This window comes from Bifidobacterium asteroides, assembly GCF_048001765.1.
Taxonomy (GTDB): Bacteria; Actinomycetota; Actinomycetes; order Actinomycetales; family Bifidobacteriaceae; genus Bombiscardovia; species Bombiscardovia asteroides_K.
This window is the reverse complement of the sequence record NZ_CP181447.1, coordinates 1731725-1757325: the sequence shown is the minus strand read 5'-3', so window position 1 is coordinate 1757325 and position 25601 is coordinate 1731725. Positions and strand designations below refer to the sequence as shown.

Annotated in this window: 27 protein-coding genes and 1 pseudogene; all 28 read left to right on the top strand. The window is 61.4% G+C overall.

The annotated features are described in order from the left end of the window. Positions 1 to 125: 125 nt before the first annotated feature. Positions 126 to 2801, top strand: a pseudogene (gene adhE, locus ACNAOV_RS07255) (bifunctional acetaldehyde-CoA/alcohol dehydrogenase); the annotation flags it as partial. Between the two features lie 285 nt (positions 2802 to 3086). Further along, positions 3087 to 3395, top strand: a complete 309-nt coding sequence (rpsJ, locus tag ACNAOV_RS07250) for a 30S ribosomal protein S10 (protein ID WP_006295278.1) — start codon at positions 3087 to 3089, stop codon at positions 3393 to 3395. 16 nt (positions 3396 to 3411) lie between these two features. Next, positions 3412 to 4065 carry a 50S ribosomal protein L3 gene (gene rplC / locus ACNAOV_RS07245; protein ID WP_015022359.1) on the top strand — a complete coding sequence of 218 codons (654 nt, stop codon included), beginning with the start codon at positions 3412 to 3414 and terminating at the stop codon, positions 4063 to 4065. Between the two features lie 4 nt (positions 4066 to 4069). Continuing rightward, complete coding sequence (gene rplD, locus ACNAOV_RS07240) at positions 4070 to 4744, top strand: 50S ribosomal protein L4 (protein WP_029678067.1); 675 nt, start codon at positions 4070 to 4072, stop codon at positions 4742 to 4744. A gap of 5 nt (positions 4745 to 4749) precedes the next feature. After that, the gene (gene rplW, locus ACNAOV_RS07235) at positions 4750 to 5052 is read left to right on the top strand and encodes a 50S ribosomal protein L23 (protein WP_015022357.1); all 303 of its coding nucleotides are present in this window, start codon (positions 4750 to 4752) and stop codon (positions 5050 to 5052) included. Positions 5053 to 5087: 35 nt separating this feature from the next. Beyond that, the gene (rplB, locus tag ACNAOV_RS07230) at positions 5088 to 5918 is read left to right on the top strand and encodes a 50S ribosomal protein L2 (RefSeq protein ID WP_015022356.1); all 831 of its coding nucleotides are present in this window, start codon (positions 5088 to 5090) and stop codon (positions 5916 to 5918) included. Between the two features lie 15 nt (positions 5919 to 5933). After that, complete coding sequence (rpsS, locus tag ACNAOV_RS07225; RefSeq protein WP_015022355.1) at positions 5934 to 6212, top strand: 30S ribosomal protein S19; 279 nt, start codon at positions 5934 to 5936, stop codon at positions 6210 to 6212. Between the two features lie 21 nt (positions 6213 to 6233). Beyond that, positions 6234 to 6593: a 50S ribosomal protein L22 gene (gene rplV / locus ACNAOV_RS07220; protein ID WP_015022354.1), complete on the top strand. Its 360-nt coding sequence runs from the start codon at positions 6234 to 6236 to the stop codon at positions 6591 to 6593. After that, positions 6593 to 7438, top strand: coding sequence for a 30S ribosomal protein S3 (rpsC, locus tag ACNAOV_RS07215; RefSeq protein WP_154312772.1), 846 nt, complete (start codon positions 6593 to 6595; stop codon positions 7436 to 7438). The genes rplV and rpsC overlap by 1 nt, the downstream gene beginning before the upstream one ends. Positions 7439 to 7441: 3 nt before the next feature. Further along, a complete protein-coding gene (gene rplP / locus ACNAOV_RS07210) occupies positions 7442 to 7861 on the top strand; it encodes a 50S ribosomal protein L16 (RefSeq protein ID WP_015022352.1) in 420 nt (139 codons plus the stop codon). Further along, entirely contained in the window at positions 7861 to 8124 is a 264-nt protein-coding gene (rpmC, locus tag ACNAOV_RS07205) for a 50S ribosomal protein L29 (RefSeq protein ID WP_015022351.1), read from the top strand. Before rplP ends, rpmC begins: the two co-directional genes overlap by 1 nt. Before the next feature lie 2 nt (positions 8125 to 8126). Beyond that, positions 8127 to 8393 (top strand): 30S ribosomal protein S17, encoded by a 267-nt coding sequence (gene rpsQ / locus ACNAOV_RS07200; RefSeq protein WP_015022350.1) that lies wholly within the window; start codon positions 8127 to 8129, stop codon positions 8391 to 8393. Positions 8394 to 8472: 79 nt separating this feature from the next. Then, positions 8473 to 8841: a 50S ribosomal protein L14 gene (gene rplN, locus ACNAOV_RS07195; protein WP_015022349.1), complete on the top strand. Its 369-nt coding sequence runs from the start codon at positions 8473 to 8475 to the stop codon at positions 8839 to 8841. A 1-nt stretch (position 8842) separates the two neighbouring features. Continuing rightward, the gene (rplX, locus tag ACNAOV_RS07190) at positions 8843 to 9178 is read left to right on the top strand and encodes a 50S ribosomal protein L24 (RefSeq protein WP_015022348.1); all 336 of its coding nucleotides are present in this window, start codon (positions 8843 to 8845) and stop codon (positions 9176 to 9178) included. After that, entirely contained in the window at positions 9175 to 9747 is a 573-nt protein-coding gene (gene rplE, locus ACNAOV_RS07185; protein ID WP_024626788.1) for a 50S ribosomal protein L5, read from the top strand. The genes rplX and rplE overlap by 4 nt, the downstream gene beginning before the upstream one ends. Before the next feature lies 1 nt (position 9748). Beyond that, on the top strand, positions 9749 to 9934 hold the full coding sequence (locus ACNAOV_RS07180; RefSeq protein ID WP_015022346.1) for a type Z 30S ribosomal protein S14: 186 nt from the start codon (positions 9749 to 9751) through the stop codon (positions 9932 to 9934). An 80-nt stretch (positions 9935 to 10014) separates the two neighbouring features. Then, on the top strand, positions 10015 to 10413 hold the full coding sequence (gene rpsH, locus ACNAOV_RS07175) for a 30S ribosomal protein S8 (RefSeq protein WP_416517176.1): 399 nt from the start codon (positions 10015 to 10017) through the stop codon (positions 10411 to 10413). Between the two features lie 16 nt (positions 10414 to 10429). Further along, positions 10430 to 10969, top strand: a complete 540-nt coding sequence (gene rplF / locus ACNAOV_RS07170; protein WP_198180436.1) for a 50S ribosomal protein L6 — start codon at positions 10430 to 10432, stop codon at positions 10967 to 10969. A gap of 1 nt (position 10970) precedes the next feature. After that, positions 10971 to 11342 (top strand): 50S ribosomal protein L18, encoded by a 372-nt coding sequence (gene rplR / locus ACNAOV_RS07165; RefSeq protein WP_015022343.1) that lies wholly within the window; start codon positions 10971 to 10973, stop codon positions 11340 to 11342. Continuing rightward, complete coding sequence (gene rpsE, locus ACNAOV_RS07160; RefSeq protein WP_416517175.1) at positions 11339 to 12100, top strand: 30S ribosomal protein S5; 762 nt, start codon at positions 11339 to 11341, stop codon at positions 12098 to 12100. Before rplR ends, rpsE begins: the two co-directional genes overlap by 4 nt. Next, a complete protein-coding gene (rpmD, locus tag ACNAOV_RS07155) occupies positions 12100 to 12285 on the top strand; it encodes a 50S ribosomal protein L30 (RefSeq protein WP_015022341.1) in 186 nt (61 codons plus the stop codon). The genes rpsE and rpmD overlap by 1 nt, the downstream gene beginning before the upstream one ends. 2 nt (positions 12286 to 12287) lie before the next feature. Then, complete coding sequence (gene rplO, locus ACNAOV_RS07150; protein WP_154312770.1) at positions 12288 to 12752, top strand: 50S ribosomal protein L15; 465 nt, start codon at positions 12288 to 12290, stop codon at positions 12750 to 12752. 185 nt (positions 12753 to 12937) lie between these two features. Continuing rightward, complete coding sequence (secY, locus tag ACNAOV_RS07145; RefSeq protein ID WP_324612006.1) at positions 12938 to 14266, top strand: preprotein translocase subunit SecY; 1329 nt, start codon at positions 12938 to 12940, stop codon at positions 14264 to 14266. Between the two features lie 254 nt (positions 14267 to 14520). Then, positions 14521 to 15093 carry an adenylate kinase gene (locus tag ACNAOV_RS07140; RefSeq protein WP_416517174.1) on the top strand — a complete coding sequence of 191 codons (573 nt, stop codon included), beginning with the start codon at positions 14521 to 14523 and terminating at the stop codon, positions 15091 to 15093. 314 nt (positions 15094 to 15407) lie between these two features. Then, positions 15408 to 17213, top strand: a complete 1806-nt coding sequence (locus ACNAOV_RS07135) for an ABC transporter ATP-binding protein (protein ID WP_416517173.1) — start codon at positions 15408 to 15410, stop codon at positions 17211 to 17213. Then, on the top strand, positions 17206 to 19218 hold the full coding sequence (locus ACNAOV_RS07130; RefSeq protein WP_416517172.1) for an ABC transporter ATP-binding protein: 2013 nt from the start codon (positions 17206 to 17208) through the stop codon (positions 19216 to 19218). The genes ACNAOV_RS07135 and ACNAOV_RS07130 overlap by 8 nt, the downstream gene beginning before the upstream one ends. Before the next feature lie 284 nt (positions 19219 to 19502). Beyond that, entirely contained in the window at positions 19503 to 22868 is a 3366-nt protein-coding gene (locus tag ACNAOV_RS07125) for a DUF5107 domain-containing protein (RefSeq protein ID WP_416517171.1), read from the top strand. Beyond that, positions 22865 to 25543 carry a glycoside hydrolase family 2 TIM barrel-domain containing protein gene (locus tag ACNAOV_RS07120; protein WP_416517170.1) on the top strand — a complete coding sequence of 893 codons (2679 nt, stop codon included), beginning with the start codon at positions 22865 to 22867 and terminating at the stop codon, positions 25541 to 25543. The genes ACNAOV_RS07125 and ACNAOV_RS07120 overlap by 4 nt, the downstream gene beginning before the upstream one ends. Positions 25544 to 25601: the final 58 nt, after the last annotated feature.

Genomic DNA, 25601 nt, shown 5'->3' with positions numbered 1-25601 from the left:
AACGGCATTCGCGGAACATGAGGAGGGCCGATATCTTGGCTGGAACGCAGAAGCAAAAGCATGAGCATCAAGTGGAGGAGTCGTCAGGTGGCAGGGGATGCTGCCAGGTCGACGGCAGTGAGCCGGCTCGCATGGAGGTGGATGCTCTGGTCGTCCGCGCGCAGTCGGCCTTACGCGCCTTTGAGGAGCTCAACCAGGAACAGGTGGATCGGATCGTGGCCAAGGCCTCGATCGCGGCCCTGAACAAGCATCTGTCCCTGGCTCAGATGGCCGTGGAAGAGACCGGACGCGGCCTGGTGGAAGACAAGGCCACCAAGAACATCTTCGCCTGCGAGCACGTGACCAACTACCTGGCCAGGCAGCGCACCGTGGGCATCATAAGCGAGAACGACGTGGACGGCATCATCGAGGTGGCCGAGCCGGTGGGAGTCGTGGCCGGTGTGACCCCGGTGACCAACCCTACCTCGACTGCCATTTTCAAGTCGTTGCTGGCCCTGAAGACCCGCTGTCCCATCGTCTTCGGATTCCACCCTTACGCCCAGCGCTGCTCGGTGGAGGCGGCCCGGATCGTCCGCGACGCAGCCATCGAAGCAGGTGCTCCAAAGGATTGCATCCAATGGATTGAGCACCCCTCGGTCGAGGCTACCGGCGCCCTCATGCAGCACCCCGGCGTGGCCACCATTCTGGCCACCGGCGGCACTGGCATGGTCAAGGCCGCCTACTCCTCGGGCAAACCGGCCCTGGGTGTAGGAGCCGGCAATGCCCCGGCCTATGTGGACCGCAGGGTCAACGTCCCCCGGGCAGTCAACGACCTGATCCTGTCCAAGCATTTTGACTACGGCATGATCTGCGCTACAGAGCAGGCCGTCATCGCCCATCAGGATGTCTATGACCGGGTAATCCAGGAGATGAAGCGGCGCAAGGCTTACTTCGTCAACCCCGAGGAGAAGGCCAAGCTGGAGGAATACATGTTCGGCGTGCGGGCCCATGCCGGCGCCGATGCACCAGCTCCTAAACTCAACTCCGAGGTTCCGGGCAAGTCCCCCCAGTTCATCGCCCGTCACGCCGGCTTCGAGATACCTGAGGATGTGACCATCCTGGCTGCCCAATGCGACCAGGTCGGCCCTATGGAACCCCTGACCTTGGAGAAGCTGGCTCCGGTTCAGGCTGTGCTCAAGGCCGGCAACAAGGAGGAGGGCTTCACCCTCTGTGAGCAGATGCTGCGCTACGGCGCCGGGCACACAGCCGCCATCCATACCGATGACGAGAGGCTGGTACGCGAGTACGGCCAACGCATGCACGCCTGCCGGATTGTTTGGAACCAGCCCAGCTCCCTGGGTGGCATCGGCGACATCTACAATGCCATCGCTCCCTCCCTGACCCTGGGCTGCGGCTCCTATGGCGGCAATTCGGTGTCAGGCAACGTCCAGGCGGTCAATCTGATCAACATCAAGCGGATCGCGCGGAGGAACAACAACATGCAATGGTTCAAGGTGCCCCCCAAGACCTACTTCGAGCCCAACTCAATCCGCTACCTGCGCGACATGTTCGGCATCCGCCGGGCCGTCATCGTCTGTGACAAGGTCATGGAGCAGCTGGGGATTGTCGACAAGATCATCGATCAGCTGCGGGCCCGGCCCGAGCCGGTCACCTTCCGCATCATCGACTACGTGGAACCGGAGCCCAGCGTGGAGACGGTGGAGCGCGGTGCGGCCATGATGCGCCATGAGTTCGGTCCCGACACCATCATCGCCGTGGGCGGAGGGAGCCCCATGGACGCGGCCAAGATCATGTGGCTGCTCTATGAGCACCCGGAGATCTCCTTTGCCGATGTTCGGGAGAAGTTCTTCGACATCCGCAAGCGGGCCTTCAAGATTCCGCCCCTGGGCACCAAAGCCAGGCTGGTCTGCATCCCCACATCCTCGGGCACGGGTTCGGAGGTCACCCCATTCGCGGTCATCACCGATCATAAGACCGGATACAAGTACCCCATCACCGACTACGCCCTGACCCCCAGCGTGGCCATCGTCGATCCGGTTCTGGCCCGCTCCCAGCCCAAGCAGCTGGCCTGCGACTCGGGCTTCGATGCCCTGACCCACTGCATGGAGGCTTTTGTTTCCGTCTATGCCAATGACTACACCGACGCCATGGCCCTGCATGCGGCCAAGCTGATCTGGGACAACCTGGAGCCTGCCGTAGGCACTGCCGGCGGCGAGGCCAAGGTGCGCGCCCAGGAGAAGATGCATAATGCGGCGACCATGGCGGGCATGGCCTTCGGTTCTGCTTTCCTTGGCATGTGCCACGGCATGGCGCATACCATCGGAGCCCTCTGCCATGTGGCCCATGGGCGCGCCAACTCCATCCTCCTGCCCTATGTGATCCGCTACAATGGACGGATTCCGGACGAGCCGACCAGCTGGCCCAAGTACAGCGAGTATGTGGCCCCGGAGCACTACCGGGAGATGGCGCACGTACTGGGCATCGAATCCGCTACTCCCGAGGAGGGTGTGGAGCTCTTGGCCCGTGCTGTGGAATCCTACAGGGACGAGCGCCTGGGCATGGATGACTCCTTCCAGGCGGCCGGAGTGGACGAGGACCTCTACTGGCAGTCCCTGGATCAGATCGGCATGCGAGCCTATGAGGACCAGTGCACGCCGGCCAACCCGCGCATTCCGCTGATTGAGGACATGAAGGACATCGCCGTGGCCGCCTACTATGGGGTCAGCCAGGAGGAGGGCCACCGGATGAGGGTTGCCCGCCAGGGCGAGGATGTGGTCCAGGAGGCCTCACAAGGGGCCTGACGAGGCCAGAATTGAACCGAGGGTTCACCTGGAAGCGGCGCGACACGCCCGGATTCTTCTAGGGGAACCCTCGTGCTTTAATAAGAAAGTTGCCTGTTTTGGGCTCGCATTTTGTCAATCACAATAGCGGGTGCAGCGAGGAGTCCCATCCCCACGGGATTCTCCAGGGCTGCGCATGGATCCGGCTGAGGCCTGTCGGGAGGAATGTCTCCTGTGGCTGTCGTTCCGTGCCCTCGAAACAGACTGGGTAATCAGTTTATAGATCGCTAGAAAGGGCGGACGGCAATGGCGGGACAGAAAATCCGCATCAGGCTAAAGTCCTATGACCATGAGGTCATCGACCAATCGGCGAAGAAGATCGTCGAGACGGTGACGAACGCGGGCGCAACTGTGGTTGGCCCCGTTCCGCTGCCGACTGAGAAGAACGTGTATGTCGTCATCCGTTCTCCTCATAAGTACAAGGACTCCCGCGAGCACTTCGAGATGCGCACTCACAAGCGTCTGATCGACATCGTGGATCCCACGCCCAAGGCTGTGGATTCGCTGATGCACATCGATCTGCCGGCGGACGTCAACATTGAGATCAAGCTGTAGGGGAGGAGGAAACCGCATGGCTGAAGAGCAGAGGAACCGCAAGGCTCTCCTGGGCCGCAAGCTGGGCATGTCCCAGGTCTGGGACGAGAACGGCTTCTTCGTCCCGGTGACCCTGGTGGACGTGTCCACCAACGTGGTGACCGCGGTCAAGAACCAGGAGAAGGACGGCTACCAGGCCATCCAGATCGGCTACGGGCAGATCGACCCCACCAAGGTGACCAAGCCGCTGGCTGGTCACTTCGCCAAGGCCGGAGTGACCCCGCGTCGCCACCTGGTCGAGGTCCGCACCGCCGATGCCGACAGCTATCAGCCCGGCCAGGAGCTGGGCCTGGACCTGCTGCCCGAGGGCAGCGAGGTCGACGTGACCGGCACCACCAAGGGCAAGGGCTTTGCCGGCACCATCAAGCGCTGGGGCTTCAAGTCCTACCGCCGCACCCACGGCTCGCACAAGAACGAGCGTCGTCCCGGCTCAGTGGGCGCCTGCGCAACGCCCAGCCGCATCCTCAAGGGCAAGCGGATGGCCGGCCGCATGGGTCACGACACCTCGACCGTCCAGAATCTGACCATCGTCTCCGCAGATGCCGAGAAGGGCGTCATCGCCATCAAGGGTGCCCTGCCCGGGCCCCGCGGCGCCATCGTCCTGGTCCGTTCGGCAGTGAAGGGAGCCTGAAACCATGGCTAAGTTGACTCTGAACATCACCGACGCCCAGGGCAAGAACACCGGGACCGTGGACGCACCCGAGCAGATCTTCGGCATTGCCGAGGAGGATGTCCGCTCGCATGTGCCGCTGATCCACCAGGTGGTTGTCGCCCAGCTGGCTGCGGCCCGTCAGGGCACGCATTCGGTCAAGACCCGTTCAACCGTCTCCGGCGGCGGCCGCAAGCCCTGGAAGCAGAAGGGCACCGGACGTGCTCGTCAGGGCTCCATCCGCGCTCCCCAGTGGACAGGTGGCGCCATTGTCCACGGCCCGCAGCCGCGCGACTACTCCCAGCGCACCCCCAAGAAGATGAAGGCCGCAGCCCTGCGCTACGTCCTGTCCGACCGTGTCAACGCCGGACGCGTGCATGTGGTCGACTTCGGCATTGGCGAGACCCCGTCCACCAAGGCCGCCAAGGCAGCCCTGCTGCCCCTGGTCGACAACAGATTCACCACCGTCGTGCTGTCCCGTGAGAACATCAACGAGTGGCTCTCCGTCAGGAACCTGCCCACCGTCCATGTCCTCTTCGCCGATCAGCTCAACACCTACGATGTGGTCACGGCCGAGGATGTCGTCTTCAGCAAGGATGGCTTTGATGCCTTCCTGGCTGCCAAGGGCGGCGCCAAGTCCGAGACCGTCAAGGAGGCCTGATTTTCATGGCAGCTATTCACAAGCCAGCACACGACATCATTCTGCGCCCGGTCGTCTCCGAGAAGAGCTACGCCAACTCGGACCGCGGCCAGTACACATTCGTGGTGGACCCTGATGCCAACAAGGTTGCCATCAAGCAGGCCATCGAGCAGATCTTCAACGTGAAGGTCACATCGGTCAACACCCTCAATCGGCAGGGCAAGCGGACCCGGACCCGTACGGGCTGGGGTCGTCGCGCCGCCGAGAAGCGCGCCATCGTCAAGGTGGCCGAGGGCCAGTCGATCGATGTCTTCGGTACCAACAACTGAAGGCTAGCCGAGAAAAGTTAAGGAAGAACTAGATTATGGCTATCCGTACATACAAGCCGACGACCGCGGGCCGTCGCAACGCCTCGGTTTCGGACTTCGCCGAAATCACGCGCTCCAAGCCCGAGAAGTCGCTGGTTCGCAAGCTGAGCAAGACCGGCGGACGCAACTCCTATGGTCGCGTCACCAGCCGCCATCGCGGCGGCGGGCACAAGCGCCAGTACCGCCTCATCGACTTCCGTCGCTGGGATAAGGACGGCGTGCCCGCCAAGGTTGCTGAGATCGAATACGATCCCAATCGATCGGCCCGCATCGCCCTTCTGCACTTTGCAGACGGCGAGAAGCGCTACATCATCGCCCCGCAGGGCATCAAGCAGGGTGACGTCATCGAGACCGGTCCCCAGGCCGACATCAAGCCCGGCAACAACCTGCCCCTGCGCAACATCCCCACCGGCACCATCGTCCACGCCATCGAGCTGCGGCCCCTGGGCGGCGCCAAGATCGCCCGCTCGGCCGGTGCTGCCGTCCAGCTGGTGGCCAAGGACGGGGCCTACGCCCAGCTGCGTATGCCCTCAGGCGAGATTCGCAATGTCGACTCCCGCTGCCGAGCAACGGTGGGTGAGGTCGGTAACAATGACCACGCCAACGTCCAGCTTGGCAAGGCAGGACGTGCCCGCTGGATGGGACGCAGGCCCATCACCCGTGGTGAATCCATGAACCCGGTCGACCACCCGCATGGCGGACGCACTCGTGGCGGCAAGCCGCCAGTGTCTCCCTGGGGCAAGGGCGAGGTCCGCACCCGCAGGCCCAAGAAGGCCTCCAACAAGATGATCGTGCGTCGTCGTCCAAATGGTAAGAACCGCAAGTAAGGGAGTGTCGGAAAGATGACTCGTAGCATCAAGAAGGGCCCATTCGTCGACGCCCACTTGCAGAAAAAAGTCGACGAACAGAACGAGAAGGGCACCAAGAACGTCATCAAGACCTGGTCCCGTCGTTCCATGATCACCCCGGACTTCATCGGGCACACTTTCGCTGTGCACGATGGCCGCAAGCATGTCCCGGTCTTCGTCACCGAGGCCATGGTCGGCCACAAGCTCGGCGAGTTCGCCCCCACCAGGACCTTCAGGGGTCACGTGAAGGACGACAAGAAAGCACGCCGCTGAGGCGAGGGAGAGTAGAGACACATGGAAGCTAAGGCAATTGCACGTCACGTTCGCGTGACGCCTCGCAAGGCTCGCCGCGTCGTCGACCTCATCCGAGGCAAGCAGGCGACCGAGGCCGTGACCATTTTGAAGTTCGCCCCCCAGGATGCGGCCGTTCCGGTCCGCAAGTGCCTGGAGAGCGCCATCGCCAACGCGCGCGTCAAGGCGGACAAGGCCAACCAGCCCTTCCGCGAGAACGAGCTGGTGGTTCGTGAGACCTACGTGGACGAGGGAACAACCCTGAAGCGGTTCCGCGCCCGCGCCCAGGGTCGTGCGGCCCGCATCAACAAGCGGACCAGCCACATCACCGTCGTGGTGGCCGACAAGGAAGGAGCCCGATAATGGGGCAGAAGATCAACCCGTTTGGGTACCGACTCGGCATCACCGAGGAGCACCGCAGCAAGTGGTACTCCGACTCCAACAAGGCGGGGGAGCGTTACAGCGACTTCGTGCTTGAGGATGACAAGATCCGCAAGGAGATGAACAAGGACCTGGAGCGCGCAGGCGTTTCCAAGATTGTCATCGAGCGGACCCGCGACCGTGTGCGCGTCGACATCCACACCGCCCGGCCGGGCATCGTCATCGGTCGTCGTGGAGCAGAGGCCGAGCGTGTGCGCGCCAAGCTGGAGAAGATCACCGGCAAGCAGGTCCAGCTGAACATCTTCGAGGTCAAGAACGCCTCCATCGATGCCCAGCTGGTGGCTCAGGGCATCGCCGAGCAGCTGACCAACCGCGTCACCTTCCGCCGGGCCATGCGCAAGGCTCAGCAGGATGCAATGCGCGCAGGCGCCAAGGGCATCAGAATCAAGCTGTCAGGTCGTCTGGGCGGAGCCGAGATGAGCCGTTCGGAGTTCTACCGCGAGGGCCGTGTGCCCCTGCAGACTCTGCGCGCCCTGATCGACTACGGCTTCTTCGAGGCCAGAACCACTTACGGTCGCATCGGCGTCAAGGTCTGGATCTACAAGGGCGATATGACCGAGCGTCAGTTCGAGGAGCAGCAGGCTCAGCAGAACAACCGCCCCGGTCGGCGCGGTGATCGTCGTCCCCGTCGTGGTGTCCGTCCCTCCGAGGGACGCACCCGCCGCGAGCAGGATGCAGCCAAGCAGAACAGCGGTGTGGCCACGCCGCCGGCGGCGGCTCAGGAGCAGACCGCCTCGGCGCCCGTCGCAACCGAAGCAAAGGAGTGAGCCGTGCTTATCCCAAAGAGGACTAAATACCGCAAGCAGCATCGTCCGGGTCGTTCGGGCATGTCCAAGGGCGGCAACGAGATCGCTTTCGGCGATTACGGCATCCAGGCCCTGGCTCCTGCCTACCTGACCAACCGGCAGATTGAGGCGGCCCGTATCGCCATGACCCGGTACATCAAGCGTGGCGGCCGCGTCTGGATCACGGTCTTCCCGGATCGCCCCCTGACCAAGCACGCACTGGGATCCCGAATGGGTTCCGGCAAGGGTGCGCCCGAGTTCTGGGTGGCCAATGTCCGTCCCGGCCGGGTGCTCTTCGAGATTGGCGGCGTGAGCGAGGATGTGGCCCGTGAGGCCCTTCGTCGCGCTACTGACAAGCTTCCCATGAAGTGCCGGATTATTGCACGTGAAGGCGGTGACATCTGATGTCAGTAGGAACAGCCGAGTATTCCATCAAGAATCTGAATGAAAAGACCAATGCGGAGATCGAGGATTTCCTGAAGAAGTCCAAGGAAGAGCTGTTCAACCTGCGCTTCCAGTCGGCCACCGGTCAGCTGGAGAACACCTCCCGCCTCAAGGCCGTCAAGCACGACATCGCCAGGATGTACACCGTCCTGCGTGAGCGCGAGCTGGGCATCAGCCAGGAGCCCGCCGAAGCAAAGGCCGAGAGCAAAGCTGAGGAGAAGTAAGCATGGCTGACAAGCAGGAGCGCAACTTCCGCAAGGTTCGCAGCGGCTACGTCGTGTCCGACAAGATGGACAAGACCATCACCGTTGAGCTGGAGCAGCGTTCGACCCACCCCCTGTACGGCAAGGTCGTCCGCAGCAACCGCAAGGTCAAGGCCCATGATGAGAAGAACGAGGCCCATGTGGGCGACTTCGTGAGTATCATGGAGACCCGTCCTCTGAGCAAGACCAAGCGCTGGCGTCTCGACTCCATTGTCGAGCGCGCCAAGTAACAAGTTCGGCCAGGCTCCGCATTTCATCCCGCCCTGGCGCGGGGTGTCTGCGGAGAACCAGCGCGGCTAAGGAGAATCAATGATTCAGCAGGAATCGCGGCTTCAGGTCGCCGACAACACGGGTGCCAAGGAGATTCTGGCCATCCGCGTGCTCGGCGGGTCGAAGCGACGCTATGCCGGCATTGGCGACGTGATCGTCGCCACCGTCAAGGATGCCATTCCCGGCGGGTCGGTCAAGAAGGGCGAGGTCGTCAAGGCGGTCGTCGTCCGTACGGTCAAGGAGCATCGTCGGCATGACGGCTCCTACATCAAGTTCGACGAGAACGCGGCAGTCATCCTCGGCACCGGTCGTGAACCCCGCGGCACTCGTATCTTCGGACCGGTCGGTCGTGAGCTGCGCGACAAGCGCTTCATGAAGATCGTGTCCCTGGCACCGGAGGTGATCTGAAGTGGTAGCCAAGATCAAGACAGGCGACCAGGTCAAGGTCATCCGCGGCAAGGATCGCGGCAAGGAGGGCAAGGTTCTGCGGATTCTGCCCAATGACCGTCTGATTGTCGAGGGTATTCAGATCGTCAAGAAGCATGTGCGGGCCACTCAGCAGGGTCAGGAGTCGGGCATTGTTCCGACAGAGGCGCCCATCCATCGTTCCAACGTGATGGTCATCGACCCGGAGACCAAGAAGCCGACTCGCATCGGCGTGAACATCAAGGAGGAGGCGCGTGACGGCAAGGTCAAGGTCGTGCGCACCCGCTTCGCCAAGAAGTCAGGCAAGGAGCTGTCATGAGCGATACCACCGTTGAAGCACCGGCAGTCCCTCGTTTGCTGCAGCAGTACCGCGAGAGCATCGTCCCCGAGCTGGAGAAGGAGTTCAAGTTCTCCAACCCCATGCAGGTGCCCAGGATCGAGAAGGTCGTGGTCTCAATGGGCGTGGGTGCCGCGGCACGCGACTCCAAGCTGATTGAGGGCGCGGTCAAGGACCTGACGGCCATCACCGGCCAGAAGCCCAAGATCACCAAGGCCAAGAAGTCCGTGGCGCAGTTCCACCTGCGCGAGGGACAGGCCATCGGCGCCTTCGCCACCCTGCGCGGCGTGCGCATGTGGGAGTTCCTGGATCGTCTGCTGACCCTGGCTCTGCCCCGCATCCGCGACTTCCGCGGCATCAGCGACCGTCAGTTCGACGGCCAGGGCAACTACAACTTCGGCCTCACGGAGCAGTCCATGTTCCACGAGATCGATCCTGATCAGATCGATCACCAGCGTGGTATGGATATCACCGTGGTGACCTCCACCAAGAACGATCAGGAGGCCCGGGCGTTGCTCAAGCAGCTGGGCTTCCCCTTCAAGGAGAACTGATATGGCAAAAACCGCTCTGAGAAACAAGGCGGCACGCAAGCCGAAGTTCAAGGTGCGTGGCTACACGCGCTGCCAGGTCTGCGGTCGTCCTCATTCCGTCTATCGCAAGTTCGGCCTGTGCCGCATCTGCCTTCGCGAGAAGGCCCATCGCGGCGAGCTGCCGGGTGTGACGAAGTCCAGTTGGTAAAGATCGACGCTGAAGGTCCGCGGTCGCGGCAGCTTGCTGCCCGGCGGCGGAAACCACGGCGAGGAAGGGCATAAGCCCACATGACAATGACAGATCCCATCGCAGACATGCTGACACGTCTGCGTAATGCGAGTGCGGCCAAGCATGAAACAGTCGACATGCCGTACTCCAAGTTCAAGGCGAACATCGCGCAGATTCTCAAGCGCGAAGGTTTCATCGCCGATTACCGCGCCAAGGAGGCGCGCGTCGGGCAGGATCTGGAGATCACGCTCAAGTATGGCCCCGATGGACACCAGTCCATTCAGGGAATCAAGCGTGTTTCCAAGCCCGGCCTGCGCCGGTACGCCAAGTCGGATTCCCTGCCCATGCCCTTGGGCGGGCTGGGAATCGCCATCATCTCGACCAGCTCGGGACTGATGACCCAGAAGGAATGCCTCGACAGGGGCATCGGCGGCGAAATCGTCGCCTACGTATGGTGAGAAAGGAGAGCTGAACATGGCATCGCATATCGGTAAGCTCCCCATCGCCGTCCCGGCAGGTGTGGAGGTGGCCTTTAACGGCCAGGAATTCACCGCCAAGGGCCCCAAGGGCTCCGACGGGTACACGCTGCCCGAGGGCATCACCGGCAAGGTCGAGGGCAATGAGATCATCATGACCCCCGCAGACGAGGACCGCACCACCAAGGCCAAGCACGGACTGAGCCGCTCCATCGTGGCTTCCATGGTCGAAGGGGTCTCCAAGGGCTACAGCAAGCACCTGCAGATCGTCGGCACCGGTTACCGCGTGGTCGCCAAGGGCAAGTCCCTTGAGTTCTCGCTGGGCTACTCGCACACCATCACCGTCGACCCCCCGGAGGGTATAACCTTCGAGACGCCGAACGCCAACGAAGTGGTCGTCTCCGGCATCGACAAGCAGGCTGTCGGTCAGGCTGCGGCCAACATCCGCGCCCTGCGTGCTCCCGAGCCTTACAAGGGCAAGGGCATCAAGTACGCCGACGAGCACATCCTGCGCAAGGCTGGAAAGGCTGGTAAGTGATATGACGGTCTCGATACTAGGCAAAGGCAAGAAGATCGCCCGTCTGCGCCGCCATGCCCGTCTGCGCAAGCACGTTTCCGGCACGGCAGAGCGCCCCCGTCTGGTGGTCACTCGGACCAACCGCAACATGATCGCCCAGATCGTCGACGACACCAGGGGCGTCACCCTGGTCAGCGAGTCGACCATGGCTTCGGACTACGGCTCCTTCAAGGGCACCAAGACCGAGGCCGCCCGCAAGGTGGGCGAGCAGATCGCGGCCAAGGCCAAGAAGGCCGGCATCACCACCGTGGTCTTCGACCGTGGTGGCAACAAGTACCACGGAAGGGTCGCAGCGGTTGCGGAAGGCGCCCGTGAGGGAGGTTTGGCACTGTGAGCGACAACGAAACTACAAAGGAAACAACCCAGGTGACTGAAGATTCTACAAACGCTCAGTCCAGCCAGGGTGGCAGAAGGGACCGGAACGACCGGAACGATGATCGTCGCGGTGGTCGTCGGAGCGGTTCCCGTGACGGCCGCAGGGATGGTCGTCGTGGCCGTCGCGATCGCGACGAGCGTGACGACATGCTCGACAGGGTCGTTACCATCAACCGCGTCTCCAAGGTCCACAAGGGAGGCCGAACCTTCAGCTTCGCGGCCCTGGTGGTCGTGGGCGACGGCAAGGGCACCGTGGGCGTTGGCTATGGCAAGTCCCGTGAGGTCCCCGCTGCCATCTCCAAGGGTCAGCTGGACGCCAAGAAGCACATGTTCACTGTTCCCCGCATCCGGGGCACCGTCACCCATCCAGTGATCGGGCACGATGCGGCCGGCACGGTTCTCCTGCGGCCTGCAGCCCCCGGAACCGGCGTTATCGCCGGTGGTCCGGTTCGTGCAGTCCTGGAGTGCGCCGGCATCACCGACATCCTGAGCAAGTCCATGGGATCGGCCACGGCTGTCAACATGGTGCGGGCCACTGTGGCTGCCCTGAAACAGCTGGAGGAACCCGAGGAGATCGCGGCACGCCGCGGTCTGCCCCTGGAGGAGGTCGCCCCCGACTCCCTCCTGCGCGCACGTGCAGCCGGCATCGCCGACGAGCGCAAGGAGCGCGAAGAGGCCAAGGCCAAGGCTGACGAGCAGTCGAAGGCAGGTGAGTGATGACCAAGCAGATCAAGATCACCCTGGTCAAGGGCGTGGCTCACGCCACTGACCGCCAGAAGGAGAACGTCAGGTCTCTGGGCCTTCACAAGATCGGCCAGTCAGTCCTGCGTGAGGACACCCCCGTCTACCGGGGAATGGCTGACAAGGTCCGCCACCTGGTGAACGTAGAGGAGGCAGACTGATTATGGCCAGCGACAAGCAAGAGCCAACCATCCTGCAGATGCATGACCTGCGTCCCGCTCCAGGCGCCAAGCGCGACCGCATCCGTGTGGGTCGTGGCGAGGGGTCCAAGGGCAAGACCTCCGGTCGTGGCACCAAGGGCACCAAGGCTCGCTACCAGGTCCGTCCGGGCTTTGAAGGCGGCCAGCTGCCCCTGTACATGCGGCTGCCCAAGCTGCGCGGGTTCAGGAGCCCCTTCAAGAAGGAGTACCAGGTGGTCAACCTGGGTGCTCTGGAGGGGCTCTTCCCCAAGGGCGGCGAAGTCACTGTCGAGGATCTGGTCAACAAGGGAGCGGTCCGCAAGGGCCGCCCTGTTAAAGTCCTGGGTGATGGTGACGTCAAGGCTGCTTTCACCCTCAAGGGCGTCAAGGCCTCGGCCTCGGCCAGAAGCAAGATAGAAGCCGCAGGCGGGTCCGTCTCCGAGGACTGATACTCATAGGGGACAGACCGCAAGGCAGATGATTCCGGCCCTCCCCGCTCCAAGCGGGCGGGGGCCGGAACTCGTTTCCGGCCTGGTTGCCGTCGGGATTTGACGGAGCCATCGGTTAAGCTGGTCGGAGCAAGAAGGTGCGATGCACCGGGACCAACGCGCGGGCGCGTAGGGAGGGAACTTAGGTGAGGACGTTAATCCAGGCCTTCAGGACCAAGGAGTTGAGGAAGAAAATCTTCTTCGTTCTTGGCATCATCATCATCTATCGCATCGGGTCGTTCATACCTACCCCAGGCGTGGATTATCCCGCCGTGCAAAAGTGCATCACCACGGCCGGCAATGAGGACTTCATCGGTCTGGTGAACCTGTTCTCGGGCGGAGCCCTGCTGCAGCTGTCCATCTTTGCACTGGGCATCATGCCCTACATCACTGCTTCAATTGTGGTGCAGTTGCTGCGCGTGGTCATTCCTCGCTTCGAGGCTCTGCACAAGGAAGGCCAGTCAGGCGAGGCTAAACTGACCGAGTACACCAGGTATCTGACCATCGGCCTGGCGGTGCTGCAGTCCACGACCATTCTGGTTACGGCCAACAAGGGTGCGCTCTTCGGCGGTGCCTGTCAACAGCAGGTCATTCCTGACAGCTCCTGGTGGAATATGGCCGTCATGGTTCTGATCATGACCGGCGGCACCGGTTTCATTATGTGGATGGCCGAGTTGATCACCGACAAGGGCATCGGCAATGGTATGTCCGTCCTGATCTTCATCTCCATCTGCTCCGGCTTCCTGCCCCAGCTTTGGAACATCGGTTGGGGGACCAATGGCAAGGACGGCGACTGGGTCAAGTTCGGCATTGTCGTGACCGTTTTGCTGGTTATTCTGATTCTGGTCGACTACGTGGAACTGGCTCAGCGCCGCATCCCTGTCCAGTACACCCGCAGGATGATTGGTCGCAAGATGTACGGCGGCTCTTCCACCTATCTGCCGCTCAAGATCAATATGTCCGGCGTGATTCCACCGATCTTCGCCTCCTCCATTTTGGCTATTCCGACCCTTATTGCCCAGTTCGGCAATTCCGATCAGAGCTGGGTCAAGTGGATTGATGCCAACATGGCAAATACGACCTCGGTCTGGTACATCGTGCTCTACTCGGTCATGATTGTCTTCTTCTGCTTCTTCTACACGTCCATCACCTTCAACCCTGATGAGACGGCCGACAACATGAAGGAGTATGGTGGCTTCATCCCGGGTATCAGGGCCGGACGGGCCACCAGCCGGTACTTGTCATACGTGATGAATCGCCTGAACACGGTGGGCGCCATCTATCTGCTCTTTGTGGCTCTGATTCCCACGGTGCTGATCATGCTGCTGAAGATCAACTCCAAGCTGCCCTTCGGCGGCACCACCATTCTGATTATCGCTGGTGTCGGCTTGGATACCCTGCGACAGGCCAGGGCGCAGACCGAGCAGTTCCAGTACACCGGCTTCCTGCTGGAGGGCGAACACAAGGAGGGCTGACCCTTCTTCCGAACACCCGCAAGTGGTGTCAGACTAAGACAGTTGAAGGTCCGGCCCCGGCCCTTGGCGGCATGGGGCCGGACCTTGTTATATCCGGGAGACAGTTTGCATGAGCTTAGTGAGTGGAACCTGTATTGGACCAGGTAGCCGCTAGCATACGTAAATGAAGGTTCTGCGCGGCTAAGACAGCTAAGGCCGTCTGGGACCGGAGAGCTAAGAACAATAGAACAAGAACATCGAACAAAGGATAGGGAATGGCACAGCGACTGTTGATCATGGGACCTCAAGGTGTTGGCAAGGGCACGCAGGCGGCTTTGCTCAGCAAGCATTATGGGATTCCGGCCATCTCCACCGGTGACATTTTCCGCTACAACCTGAAGAACGGAACCGAGCTGGGCAAGCAGGCCAAGGCCTACACCGACAAGGGTGAGTTGGTGCCAGACGAGCTGACCAACAAGATCGTCAAGGACCGGCTGGGCATGGACGACGCAGCCCAGGGCTGGATTCTGGACGGCTACCCCCGTTCGGCCTCCCAGGTCGAGGCGCTGGACAAGATGCTCAAAGAGCTGGGCACGCCACTGACGGCTGTGGTGGCCCTGGATGCCGACCATGACGTGCTCATGCAGCGCATCGCCAAGCGGGCTAAGGAAGAGGGGCGGGCAGACGATACTCCCGAGGCCATCGCCAAGCGTCTGGATATCTATGCCAAGGAGACTGCACCGCTGCTGAACACCTATAAGTCCCGTGGCCTTCTGGTTGCAGTGGATGGCCAGGGCGAGGTCGACCAGATCTCCAAGGAGATCATCACCAAGTTGGATGAGCGCTAATCCATAGCCTATTGGGCGAGAGGCCTGTCGACAGCTGAATCAACTCTGAGAATGCCCTGTCCGGGACACACTGGTAAGACTCGCTGATAGGACTAACTGAAGCATAGAAGCTGCATGACCCCAAGGGGCGTGACAGCTTCTTTTTGTGGAGGGCGGAAATCCCCGCGCGTCCCCCCAACCCTGGCGGACAGGATGATAGCCTAGGTGCATTCAGGCCCTCTTTCGAGGGTGTTGCATGTCGGTGATTGGCCGTAAAAGATAGAGAAACCAGTACAGAAACAGAAGAGGTCCATTTGAAGGGGTCTACGGCATCCGTGGTCAGATCGGATAAACAGGAACCAGCGCGTCCGAAGCACACCATCCGAACCATCCTGCGCTCCCTGCGCGAATACCGGAAGGCCAGCTTTCTGGCTCCGGCCTTCGTCTTTCTTGAGAGCGTTCTAGAGATTGTGATCCCGACCATCATGGCCTCCCTGATCGACCAAGGGGTCTCGGGGAGGTCCATGCCGGCCATCTTCAAGTTCGGGCTGATATTGTTGGCCTGCTCGGCCGTCTCCCTGTTCTCCGGGTTCATGTCCGGGCGGTACGCGGCCATCGCCTCTTCCGGCTTGGCCAGGAATGTCCGCAGCGATCTGTTCGCCAAGGTGCAATCCTTCAGCTTCACCAACATCGACCGCTTCTCCACAGGGTCCATCATCACCAGGCTGACCACCGATGTGACCAATCTGCAGAACGCCTATCAGATGGTCATCAGGGTAGGGGTCAGGGCGCCGATCATGGTCATTGTGGCCTGGCTCTTTTCTTATAGGATTTCCAGGCCCATATCTCTGGTCTTCCTGATTGCCATCCCCATCCTGGGCTTCGGGCTGATCGGCCTGTCCCTGCTGGTTCATCCCATCTTCGAGCGGGTCTTCCATACCTACGACCACCTCAACAATGTGGTGGATGAGAACCTCCAAGGTATCAGGGTTGTCAAATCCTACAACCGAGAGGACTACGAGGAGCACAAATTCAACGGCATTTCCGTGGCCATCTACCGAGCCTTCTGCAAGGCCGAGCGAATCATGAGCCTGAACCCGGCACTGTTGAACTTCTGCATCTACGCTTCTCTGCTGGTCATATCCTGGATGGGCGCCTCCCAGATTGTGGCATCTGGGAACAATGCTGCCCTGGGGCTGACCACAGGCGATCTGACCGCTCTGGTCACCTATGCCATCCAGATCATGATGGCCATGAACATGGTCTCCATGATCGTGGTCATGGTGGTTATCTCCCAGGCCTCGGCCGAGCGCATTTGCCAGGTTCTGAACGAGGTCAGCACTGTGCATGATCCCGCCAAGCCGGTCATGAAGGTGGCCAATGGATCCATCAGCTTCCAGGATGTGACCTTCCGCTACTCGGACCGGTCCGAACGTCCCGTTCTGAGCCATATCAATCTGGATGTTCCCTCGGGCTCCACCCTGGGCATCGTGGGCGGGACCGGCTCCTCCAAGTCCAGCCTGGTCCAGCTCATTCCTCGTCTCTATGACGTAACCGAAGGGTCCCTCCAGGTGGGCGGGGTGGATGTGCGCCAGTATGATCTGACCGTCCTGCGCGACCAGGTGGCCATGGTGCTCCAGAAGAATGTCCTCTTCACCGGGACCATCGCCGAGAACCTGCGCTGGGGCAACCCCAGAGCCACTGACGAAGAGCTGGTGCGCGCCTGCACCCTGGCCCAGGCCGACGGTTTCGTGCGGGAGTTTCCCGATGGCTATCAGACCTACCTGGACGAGGGCGGCACCAACCTCTCCGGCGGCCAGCGACAGCGTCTGTGCATCGCACGGGCCCTTCTGAAGAAGCCTGACATCCTGATTCTGGATGACTCAACCAGCGCCGTGGACACCAAGACCGACCAGCTGATCCGCCGCGCCTTCAGCCAGGAGATTCCTGACACCACCAAGATCATCATCTCCCAGCGTCTGGCCTCGGTGGAGGACGCGGACATGATCGTGGTCCTGGAGGAGGGCAGGATTCTTGACAAGGGCACCCACCAGGAGCTCCTGCGAACCTGTCAGGAGTACCGATCCATCTACGAATCACAGACCAGGAACCAGAGCGAGGAGGACAAGGACCATGAGTGACGGATCATTCAAGGACCGCAAACCCCGTCTGGACAAGGCCGCGCCGGGAACGACCCGTCGCCTCCTGAGCTACTTGTTGGCCTACCGCTGGCAGCTGGCGGTGATCGTGGTCTGCATCATCATCAGTGCCGGGGCCCAGGCCGCATCCGCCTTCTTCCTGCAGCCACTGATCGACCACTATATCCTGCCCCTGGTCGGGGCCTCCGACCCTGACTGGGGACCGCTGATGAGGACCCTGATTCTGATGGGCTGCCTCTATGCCGTGGGGACCTTCTGCTCCTGGTTCTGGAACTGGCTGATCGTCAAGGTGGAGCAGGGCACCCTGAAGACCATCCGCGACCAGATGTTCGCCCACCAGCAGGAGCTGCCCATCGGCTTCTTCGACACCCATGAGCACGGCGACACCATGAGCCGCTACACCAACGACACGGATACCCTCCGTCAGGCAATCTCCCAGTCCTTCCCGCAGATGGTCTCCTCCGTCCTGTCCGCCCTGGCGGCACTGATCTCCATGCTCTGGCTCTCCATCCCCTTCACCGTCCTGACCCTGGTCTTCGCGGCGGTTCTTATTGTGGTGGTCCGGGTTCTGGTCACCCGAAGCGGTCGGTACTTCGTTCACCAGCAGCGCTATCTGGGCCAGGTGAACGCCTTCGTTGAAGAGGCCGTCAACGGACAGAAGGTCATCAAGGTCTTCAACCACGAGGATGCTACCGCCAAGGTCTTCGAGGAGAGGAACGAGGAGCTTTTCCAGGCCTCGGCCCGGGCCAACACCTACGGCAATGTCACCATGCCGGTCGTGGGCAACATGGGCTACCTGCTCTATGTCATCCTGGCCATCGTCGGTGGGCTGGCCGGCATCGCTGGCATGGGCAACGTGGGACTGACCGGGGCAGGGCCGCTGACCCTGGGAACCATCGTCTCCCTCCTGACCCTCTCCCGCTCCTTCATCAACCCCATCGGCCAGGTCTCCATGCAGTTCAACATGGTCATGATGGCCCTGGCCGGTGCCTCCCGGATCTTCGACCTGATGGACCAGCCCGTCGAGTCCGATCAGGGTACGGTCAGATTGGTCAGCGTCGAACTGGCCTCGGACGGCCGGACCATGACCCCCGTCGACCACGAGACAGGGCACTGGGCCTGGAAGCGCGAAGCCGACGACGACGGCAGGCGCTCCCTGGAGGCCGCCATGAAGCTTCCCGGCGATGCCTGCGACGTTGCCCTGAAGGCCAAGGATCAGGCAATCACCTCTCCTGACGGGCGATACACCCTCCTCCAGGGGGATGTGCGGTTCACCGACGTCAGCTTCGCGTATGACCCGAGCAAGCCTGTTCTGCACGACATCACCTGGTTCGCCAAGCCTGGGCAAAAGGTGGCGCTGGTCGGTGCCACCGGGGCCGGCAAGACCACGATCACCAACCTGATCAACCGTTTCTACGACATCCAGCAGGGCCAGATCCTCTATGACGGGATCGATGTGAAGAACATTCGCAAGCTTGACCTCCGCCGCTCATTGGGCATCGTCCTTCAGGATGTCAACCTCTTCACCGGCACTGTCCTGGATAACATCCGCTATGGTCGCTTGGATGCCACGGACCAGGAATGCGTTGAAGCTGCCAGGATGACCAATGCCGACAGTTTCATCCGCATGCTTCCCCAGGGTTACCAGACCGTGCTCGAGGGGGATGGAAGCGGACTGTCCCAGGGTCAGCGCCAGCTGATCTCAATCGCCAGGGCGGCTGTGGCCGATCCTCCGGCCATGATCCTGGACGAAGCCACTTCCTCAATCGATACCAGGACCGAGGAGGTGGTCCAGCAGGGCATGGACGCACTCATGCGCGGCCGGACGGTCTTCGTCATCGCCCACCGGCTCTCCACAGTTCGCAACTCTGATGTGATCATGGTCCTGGACCATGGGCGGATCATCGAGCGCGGCAACCACGATGAGCTGATAGCCAAGCATGGCGAGTACTATCAGCTCTACACCGGAGCCCTGGAGCTGGAGTAGGGCTCTACGGGATTGCCGAAGATCGCAGGAAGATGTTGAAAGGCTTGATCCGGCATTAAGTGAACGTCAGCCTAGGGGGTCGGTCCTTGATGGGGCGACCCCCTTTCATGTGTATGCATCCGTGCATTTTCAGCATTCGACCCGAGCTCAACAGATGCTGGTCAGTCATGGCGACCCAGTAGCAATTTTTTAATATTTTCAAACAATTTATGCGGTTCTGAGGCCCGATTCCGACTATAGACTGAGAGCAAATATATACAGTTTGCTGAGCAGACAAGGGGCTGATGACCATGGGCGTCACAGTAAAAGTCACAGAGCTTACGATTCCAACCTACGGGATTGGAAAACCGGACAAGAATCCACAATTTATTGAAAATCGAGTCTACCAGGGCTCTTCGGGACGGGTCTATCCTTACCCGGTCATCGAGACCATCTCGGATGAATGCAAGAATCAGGACTACAAGGCGGTCATCCTGGAGAACGAATACCTTGAGGTGACCGTCCTGCCTGAGCTGGGCGGACGAATCCAGTATGCCCGGGACAAGACCAATGACTATGACTTCGTCTACCGCAACCGGGTCATCAAGCCTGCTCTGGTAGGGCTGACCGGCCCTTGGATTTCCGGCGGCATCGAGTTCAACTGGCCGCAGCACCATCGGCCCAGCACCTTCCTTCCGGTGGACTGCACGCTCAAGGACCTGCCGGATGGTGGCAAGGCTGTGGTCTGCCACGATACCGACCGCATCTACGGCACCCAGGTCACCACCACCATCGCCCTGCATCCCGGAGTCAGCGTCATCGAAATTTCGTCCCGGCTCTACAACGGCACACCACTGCCCCAGTCCTTCCTATGGTGGGCCAACCCGGCCGTGGCGGTCAACGAACACACCAGGACCGTCATGCCACCCGATGTCACTGCGGTCATGGACCACGGCAAGCGCGACGTCTCCCGCTATCCCATCGCCACGGGAACCTACTACAAGCACGACTACTCCCAGGGAGTGGACATCAGCCGTTACAAGAACGTGCCGGTGCCCACCTCCTATATGGCCGCCCATTCGGACTATGACTTCGTCGGCGGCTACGATTTCTCCCGGCAGGCTGGCATTCTGCATGTGGCTGACCATCACGTATCCCCGGGCAAGAAGCAGTGGACCTGGGGCTGCGGGGACTTCGGCCACGCCTGGGATCGCAATCTGACCGATGCTGACGGCCCCTACGTTGAGCTGATGACCGGGGTTTTCACCGACAACCAGCCTGACTTCACCTGGCTCAAGCCATACGAGGGCAAGACCTTCACCCAGTACTTCATGCCCTACAAGCAGGTGGGTCTGGTCAAGAACGCCAGTGTGGATGCGGCCCTCAACCTGGAAGTCGGCCCCGAGCAGACCTTCGGAGCCGCCGGTGAGCATGAGGGGATCGAGGCCCAGGGGCTGAAGGCCGGGCAAGGGCGAGTCACCGTCTATGCCACACGGGTTCAGAAGGATGCGCACATCCAGGTCGCTGCAGATGACGGATCCATCCTTTACCAGTGGCAGGGCACTCTTGGCCCCGACAATCAGGTCAGGGCCGAATTCGAGACAGGCGATCGTCCGGCCACTGCACTGACAGCCCGGGTGGAGGACGCTCAAGGAGGGCTCCTGGTCAGCTATCGTCCGCAGCCACCAGCCGGGGGCAAGATTCCCGAGCCGGCCCAGGCCGCCGATCGGCCGGAGCGTATCGCCACCAATGAGGAACTGCTGCTGACCGGTCTGCACCTGGAACAGTACCGCCATGCCACTTACAGGCCTGATCCCTACTACCTGGAGGGGCTCAAGCGTGACCCGGGCGATGCGCGCATCAACAACGCCTATGGCCGACTCCTGCTTCGACGCGGCGACTTCGTCGGAGCAGAACAGCACTTCCGCACGGCCATCAAGCGGCTGACCTGGCGCAACAGCCAACCTTATGATTCCGAGGCTCATTACAATCTGGGTCTCGCCTTGAGCTATCAGGGACGAATGGACGAGGCCTACGACGCCTTCTACAAGGCCACCTGGGATGATGCCCAAAAGGAACGGGCCTTCTTCTGCCTGGCCTGTATCGCGGCATGTCGCGGCCAGCTGGAGCAGGCTTTGGATTTCGTCCAGCGTGCCCTGACCCGCAACACCGACAACATCAGGGCCCGCGGGTTCAAGGCCTATCTGCTGCGTCGGCTGGGCAGGCAGGATCAGGCGGACCAAGCGGTCCGCGAGAACCTGGCCCTGGATCGTTTCGACTTCGTATCCGGCTACGAGCGGGTCCTGGCAGGCGGTGATCCGGACGAGCTGTCCAGACTGATGCGCGGGGATTACCTCAACCTGCTGCGGACGGCACGTGACTATGCCGCATTCGGCGCCTATGAGGAGGCTCTACAACTACTGAGCCAGGCCGATCAGCATCAGCCTATGGTCCGGTTTTATCAAGGCTGGTATCTGCACCTGCTGGGTCGGAAGGATCAGGCCTATCAGGCCTTCCAAGCCGCGGAGGCGGCGCCTTCGGACTACTGCTTCCCCAATTCCCTGGATGATATCGCCCCCCTGCGCACGGCCATGACCATGGTCGATGGTCCCAAGGCAGCTTATTATCTGGGTTGCCTCTACTACGACAAGTCTCTGGCGGACCGGGCCATCAAGCTCTGGGAGCATTCCCAGCAACTGGACCCCGACTTCGCCACCGTTCACCGCAACCTGGCCATCGCCTACGGCAACAAGCGGCACGATTGGCAGGCCGCCGACCAGGAAATCGAGACCGCCTGCCAGCTGGATCCCGAAGATGCACGGGTCTTTCTGGAGCGGGATCAGCTTCATAGACTGATGGGCTGGAACTTCGCCCGTCGACTGAAAGAATTTGAGAAGCATCCAGAGGTTGTGGCCCGCAGGGACGATCTCTATATCGAATACCTGAGCCTGCTCAACCAGACTGGCAGCTACGAACGGGCCTATCAGCTGATGAACGACCGACGCTTCCACCCCTGGGAGGGCGGCGAGGGCAAGATCACCGCCCAATACCGAATCTCCCTGACATTGATGGCCAAGGATGCCATGGCGGCCCAGGACTGGGACCGGGCTGCTGACCTGCTGGAACGGGCCATGACCTATCCGGAGAACCTGGGCGAAGGCAAACTGGAAGGTCAGAAGGACAACGATCTGCACTACTACCTGGGGCTGGTCAGGCGAGCCGCAGGTGACGAGAAAGCTGCGGATCAGGAGTTCCGTCTGGCCTGCCTGGGTTCCGGACAGGTGGGGGAGTCGCTCTACTACAACGATCAGCCCGCCGAGATGGTTCTCTTCCAAGGGCTGGCTCATCAGGCCCTGGGCGAGCAGGGTCCGGCCAATGCCTGTTACTACCGTCTGCTGGACTTCGGCGAGCAGCACTTGGACGACAAGGTGGAAAAGGACTACTTCGCAGTCTCCCTGCCTGACTTCCTGACCTTCGATGCGGACTATACCCGCATGAACCGGGTCCACTGCCTCTACCTGATGGCCCTGGCGCGCATCGGCACAGGGCAGATCGATCAGGCTCGGGAGTGCCTGAAACAAGTGCTGGAACTGGATGCCGGCCATATCCAGGCCGGGTTGTTCACTGACGAGTTGGATCATAGAGCAATTCTTACCGGGAGGCAGGCATGACCAAGATTGCATTGACTGGAGCCTGGCAGGTTCAGTCCCCGTCTGAGCTGCAGGGAACCGTCCTGTTGCCGGGCACACTGGACACCAACGGACTCGGACATGATGATCAGGAGTTGTCTGCTGACTATGGCAGCGGCAAGCCCGGACCCATCGGCTCCCGGCTGACCAGGCGGCACACCTTCGAGGGGACAGTCAGATTGTCCCGGCAGATTCGATGGACCCCGCAGCCGGGGCAGAGGGTCTTCTTCGAGGTGGAGCGCGCTCGTCGCCTGGAGGTCAGGGTCGGTGAACGCCTGGTTGAGCCATATCGGCCTCAGACCTTGAATACCCCGCATATCTTCGAGCTTACTGGGCTGCTGACCGGCGATGACCTGCTGCAGGTGGATTCCGACAACGCCTATCAGGGCATGCCCCACGATGCCATTCTGGATTCCTCGACCGCCACTGACCACACCCAGACCAACTGGAACGGACTTCTGGGAAACATTGGCCTGCGTGTGGAGGATGACACCTTTGTCGATAGCGTTCGCGTCTACCCCCATGGCGATGTGCTGACCGTACAGGTTGATGTGGATTCGGGCCAAGGATTCCATGGCCGCCTGAGGCTCTCTTCCGATGCGCTGGCCCAGCCTCTGGAGGTCGCTGCAGATCTGGAACCTGGGCGGCGAACACTGACCTGGTCCAATCTGCCGCTCGATGCCCGAGCGGATCGCTGGGACGAATACCAGGGCTGTCTGCATGGCATGACAGTTGAACTTCTGATGCCGGACGGATCCAGGGTGCTCTCGCGGGTCAGTACGGACTTCGGCATCCGAGACTTCGCAGCCGATGAGCAGGGGAGACTGGCTCTGAATGGCAGGGCCTTCTTCCTGCGTGGCGAAGCCAATTGCGCTGAGTTTCCGCAGACCGGCTTCCCTCCCATGGACGTGGGCTCCTGGATTCGTGTTCTGGAGGCCTACCGGTCATACGGAGTGAATGTGGTCCGTTTCCACTCGCACTGCCCGCCCGAAGCAGCCTTCGTCGCGGCGGACCGCATGGGGATGATGATGCAGCCCGAGCTCTCCCACTGGGACCACCAACATGCCTTCCGGGAGGATGTCAGCTACCGCTACTACCGCACCGAACTGGAGCAGACACTGCTCTTCCTGGCCAACCACCCCTCCTTTGTCATGCTCACCCTGGGCAACGAGCTGTGGGCGGATGCGACCGGCCACCAGCGCATGGCTCAGCTCATCAAGGATGCCCGTAGCATTGACGACACCCGGCTCTATGCCAACTCCTCCAACCCGCACTATGGCCAGCTGGGCAGCGATGACTGCAACGAGGTCTACACCTCCGAGTCCTACAAGGGCCACGACCTGCGCTGCTGCTTCGCCAATATGCGTGGTTCCACCAACGCGATTCATCCGGGCACCGCCCACAATTTCGAGGACTCCATGCAGGCAGTCCGCAAAGAGTACACGGTGCCGGTCTACGGTTTCGAGGTCGGTCAGTATGAGGTGCTGCCGGACTTCCGGGAGATCGAGGAGTTCACCGGAGTCACCCGTCCTGACAATTATGCAATGATTCGTGACAGGGTCCGTGAATCTGGCCTGGACCAGAGCACTTGGCTGGACTGGGTGGCCGCCACAGGCGAACTGTCGCGGATCTGCTACCGGGAGGAGGTGGAGTCCGTCCTGCGGACCCCCTCCATGTCGGGGCTTTCACTGCTGGGTCTTCAGGACTTTCCCGGGCAGGGCACGGCCCTGGTGGGCATGATGGATGCCCATCTGTATCCCAAGCGCTTTCCCTTCGCCCGCCCTGAACGCTTCCGGTCCTTCTTCGCCGACCAGTTGCCTCTGGCAGTCATGGACCGCTACGCCTATACCAACCGGGAGAGGCTTTCAGGGACGGTCAAGGTGGCCAACTACGGCCGACGCACCCTCCGGGGTGATCTGCGGCTGCGGTTGCAGGGCCAGGGGGTTGATCTGGAGTGTGTCTTCCGTCAGGTCACCTGCCCGGTGGGCAAGCTGACCGATCTGGGAGCCTTCGAACTGGATCTGGACGGCATTGAGGGCAACCAACGCTGCCGTCTGAGTCTGGAAATTGATGGTGTGACCAACGTCTATCCGGTCTGGGTCTACCAAGACAGCCAACTTGACCGGCCAGAGGGGCTGTACGAGGCCAGGAGATTCGACCAGCAAGCACGTCGGGTCCTGGACCAGGGGGGCATGGTCTATCTGAGTCCCGACTCCACGGCCCAGTCCCTGCCCAAATCCGTTCAGGCCCACTTCTCCACGGACTTCTGGTCGGTGGGGACATTCAAGGACCAGAGCGGCACCATGGGGCAGTTCATTCAGGCCGACCATCCTGTTTTCGCCGATTTTCCGACCGACTCGCACACCGACTGGCAGTGGTGGCCCATGGCCACCCAGCGGGCGATCATCCTGCCCGAGCGCTACCAGTCCATCATCACTGAGATGGACAGCTACGCCTACCTGCGACCCATGACGCAGCTGCTGGAATGCCGTTGCGGCAAGGGCCGACTTCTGCTCTCCTCCATGGGCCTGCAGAATCTGACCGAATATCCGGAGGCCAGGGCTCTGCAGGCCAGCATCTACCGGTATCTGGGCTCCAAGGACTTCAACCCGCGCCAGAGGATCGATCCCGAGGTCATCGACCAGCTGGTCGCCTGAGTCCTGCTGTTCGCTAAAGCGCAATAAGGGGTCCGACCCGCAATTTCTGCAGGTCGGA

Excerpts from the sequence above, each read along its gene's own strand:
- rpmC (WP_015022351.1), top strand. The coding sequence starts at position 7,861 with ATGTCAGTAGGAACAGCCGAGTATTCCATCAAGAATCTGAATGAAAAG.
- rpsS (WP_015022355.1), top strand. The coding sequence starts at position 5,934 with ATGACTCGTAGCATCAAGAAGGGCCCATTCGTCGACGCCCACTTGCAG.
- rpsQ (WP_015022350.1), top strand. The coding sequence starts at position 8,127 with ATGGCTGACAAGCAGGAGCGCAACTTCCGCAAGGTTCGCAGCGGCTAC.
- rplN (WP_015022349.1), top strand. The coding sequence starts at position 8,473 with ATGATTCAGCAGGAATCGCGGCTTCAGGTCGCCGACAACACGGGTGCC.
- rplC (WP_015022359.1), top strand. The coding sequence starts at position 3,412 with ATGGCTGAAGAGCAGAGGAACCGCAAGGCTCTCCTGGGCCGCAAGCTG.
- rplF (WP_198180436.1), top strand. The coding sequence starts at position 10,430 with ATGGCATCGCATATCGGTAAGCTCCCCATCGCCGTCCCGGCAGGTGTG.
- rplW (WP_015022357.1), top strand. The coding sequence starts at position 4,750 with ATGGCAGCTATTCACAAGCCAGCACACGACATCATTCTGCGCCCGGTC.
- rpsC (WP_154312772.1), top strand. The coding sequence starts at position 6,593 with ATGGGGCAGAAGATCAACCCGTTTGGGTACCGACTCGGCATCACCGAG.
- ACNAOV_RS07130 (WP_416517172.1), top strand. The coding sequence starts at position 17,206 with ATGAGTGACGGATCATTCAAGGACCGCAAACCCCGTCTGGACAAGGCC.
- ACNAOV_RS07125 (WP_416517171.1), top strand. The coding sequence starts at position 19,503 with ATGACCATGGGCGTCACAGTAAAAGTCACAGAGCTTACGATTCCAACC.
- rpsJ (WP_006295278.1), top strand. The coding sequence starts at position 3,087 with ATGGCGGGACAGAAAATCCGCATCAGGCTAAAGTCCTATGACCATGAG.
- ACNAOV_RS07140 (WP_416517174.1), top strand. The coding sequence starts at position 14,521 with ATGGCACAGCGACTGTTGATCATGGGACCTCAAGGTGTTGGCAAGGGC.
- ACNAOV_RS07180 (WP_015022346.1), top strand. The coding sequence starts at position 9,749 with ATGGCAAAAACCGCTCTGAGAAACAAGGCGGCACGCAAGCCGAAGTTC.
- rplD (WP_029678067.1), top strand. The coding sequence starts at position 4,070 with ATGGCTAAGTTGACTCTGAACATCACCGACGCCCAGGGCAAGAACACC.
- rplV (WP_015022354.1), top strand. The coding sequence starts at position 6,234 with ATGGAAGCTAAGGCAATTGCACGTCACGTTCGCGTGACGCCTCGCAAG.
- ACNAOV_RS07120 (WP_416517170.1), top strand. The coding sequence starts at position 22,865 with ATGACCAAGATTGCATTGACTGGAGCCTGGCAGGTTCAGTCCCCGTCT.
- rplO (WP_154312770.1), top strand. The coding sequence starts at position 12,288 with ATGGCCAGCGACAAGCAAGAGCCAACCATCCTGCAGATGCATGACCTG.
- rplE (WP_024626788.1), top strand. The coding sequence starts at position 9,175 with ATGAGCGATACCACCGTTGAAGCACCGGCAGTCCCTCGTTTGCTGCAG.
- rpmD (WP_015022341.1), top strand. The coding sequence starts at position 12,100 with ATGACCAAGCAGATCAAGATCACCCTGGTCAAGGGCGTGGCTCACGCC.
- rplB (WP_015022356.1), top strand. The coding sequence starts at position 5,088 with ATGGCTATCCGTACATACAAGCCGACGACCGCGGGCCGTCGCAACGCC.
- rplR (WP_015022343.1), top strand. The coding sequence starts at position 10,971 with ATGACGGTCTCGATACTAGGCAAAGGCAAGAAGATCGCCCGTCTGCGC.
- rpsH (WP_416517176.1), top strand. The coding sequence starts at position 10,015 with ATGACAATGACAGATCCCATCGCAGACATGCTGACACGTCTGCGTAAT.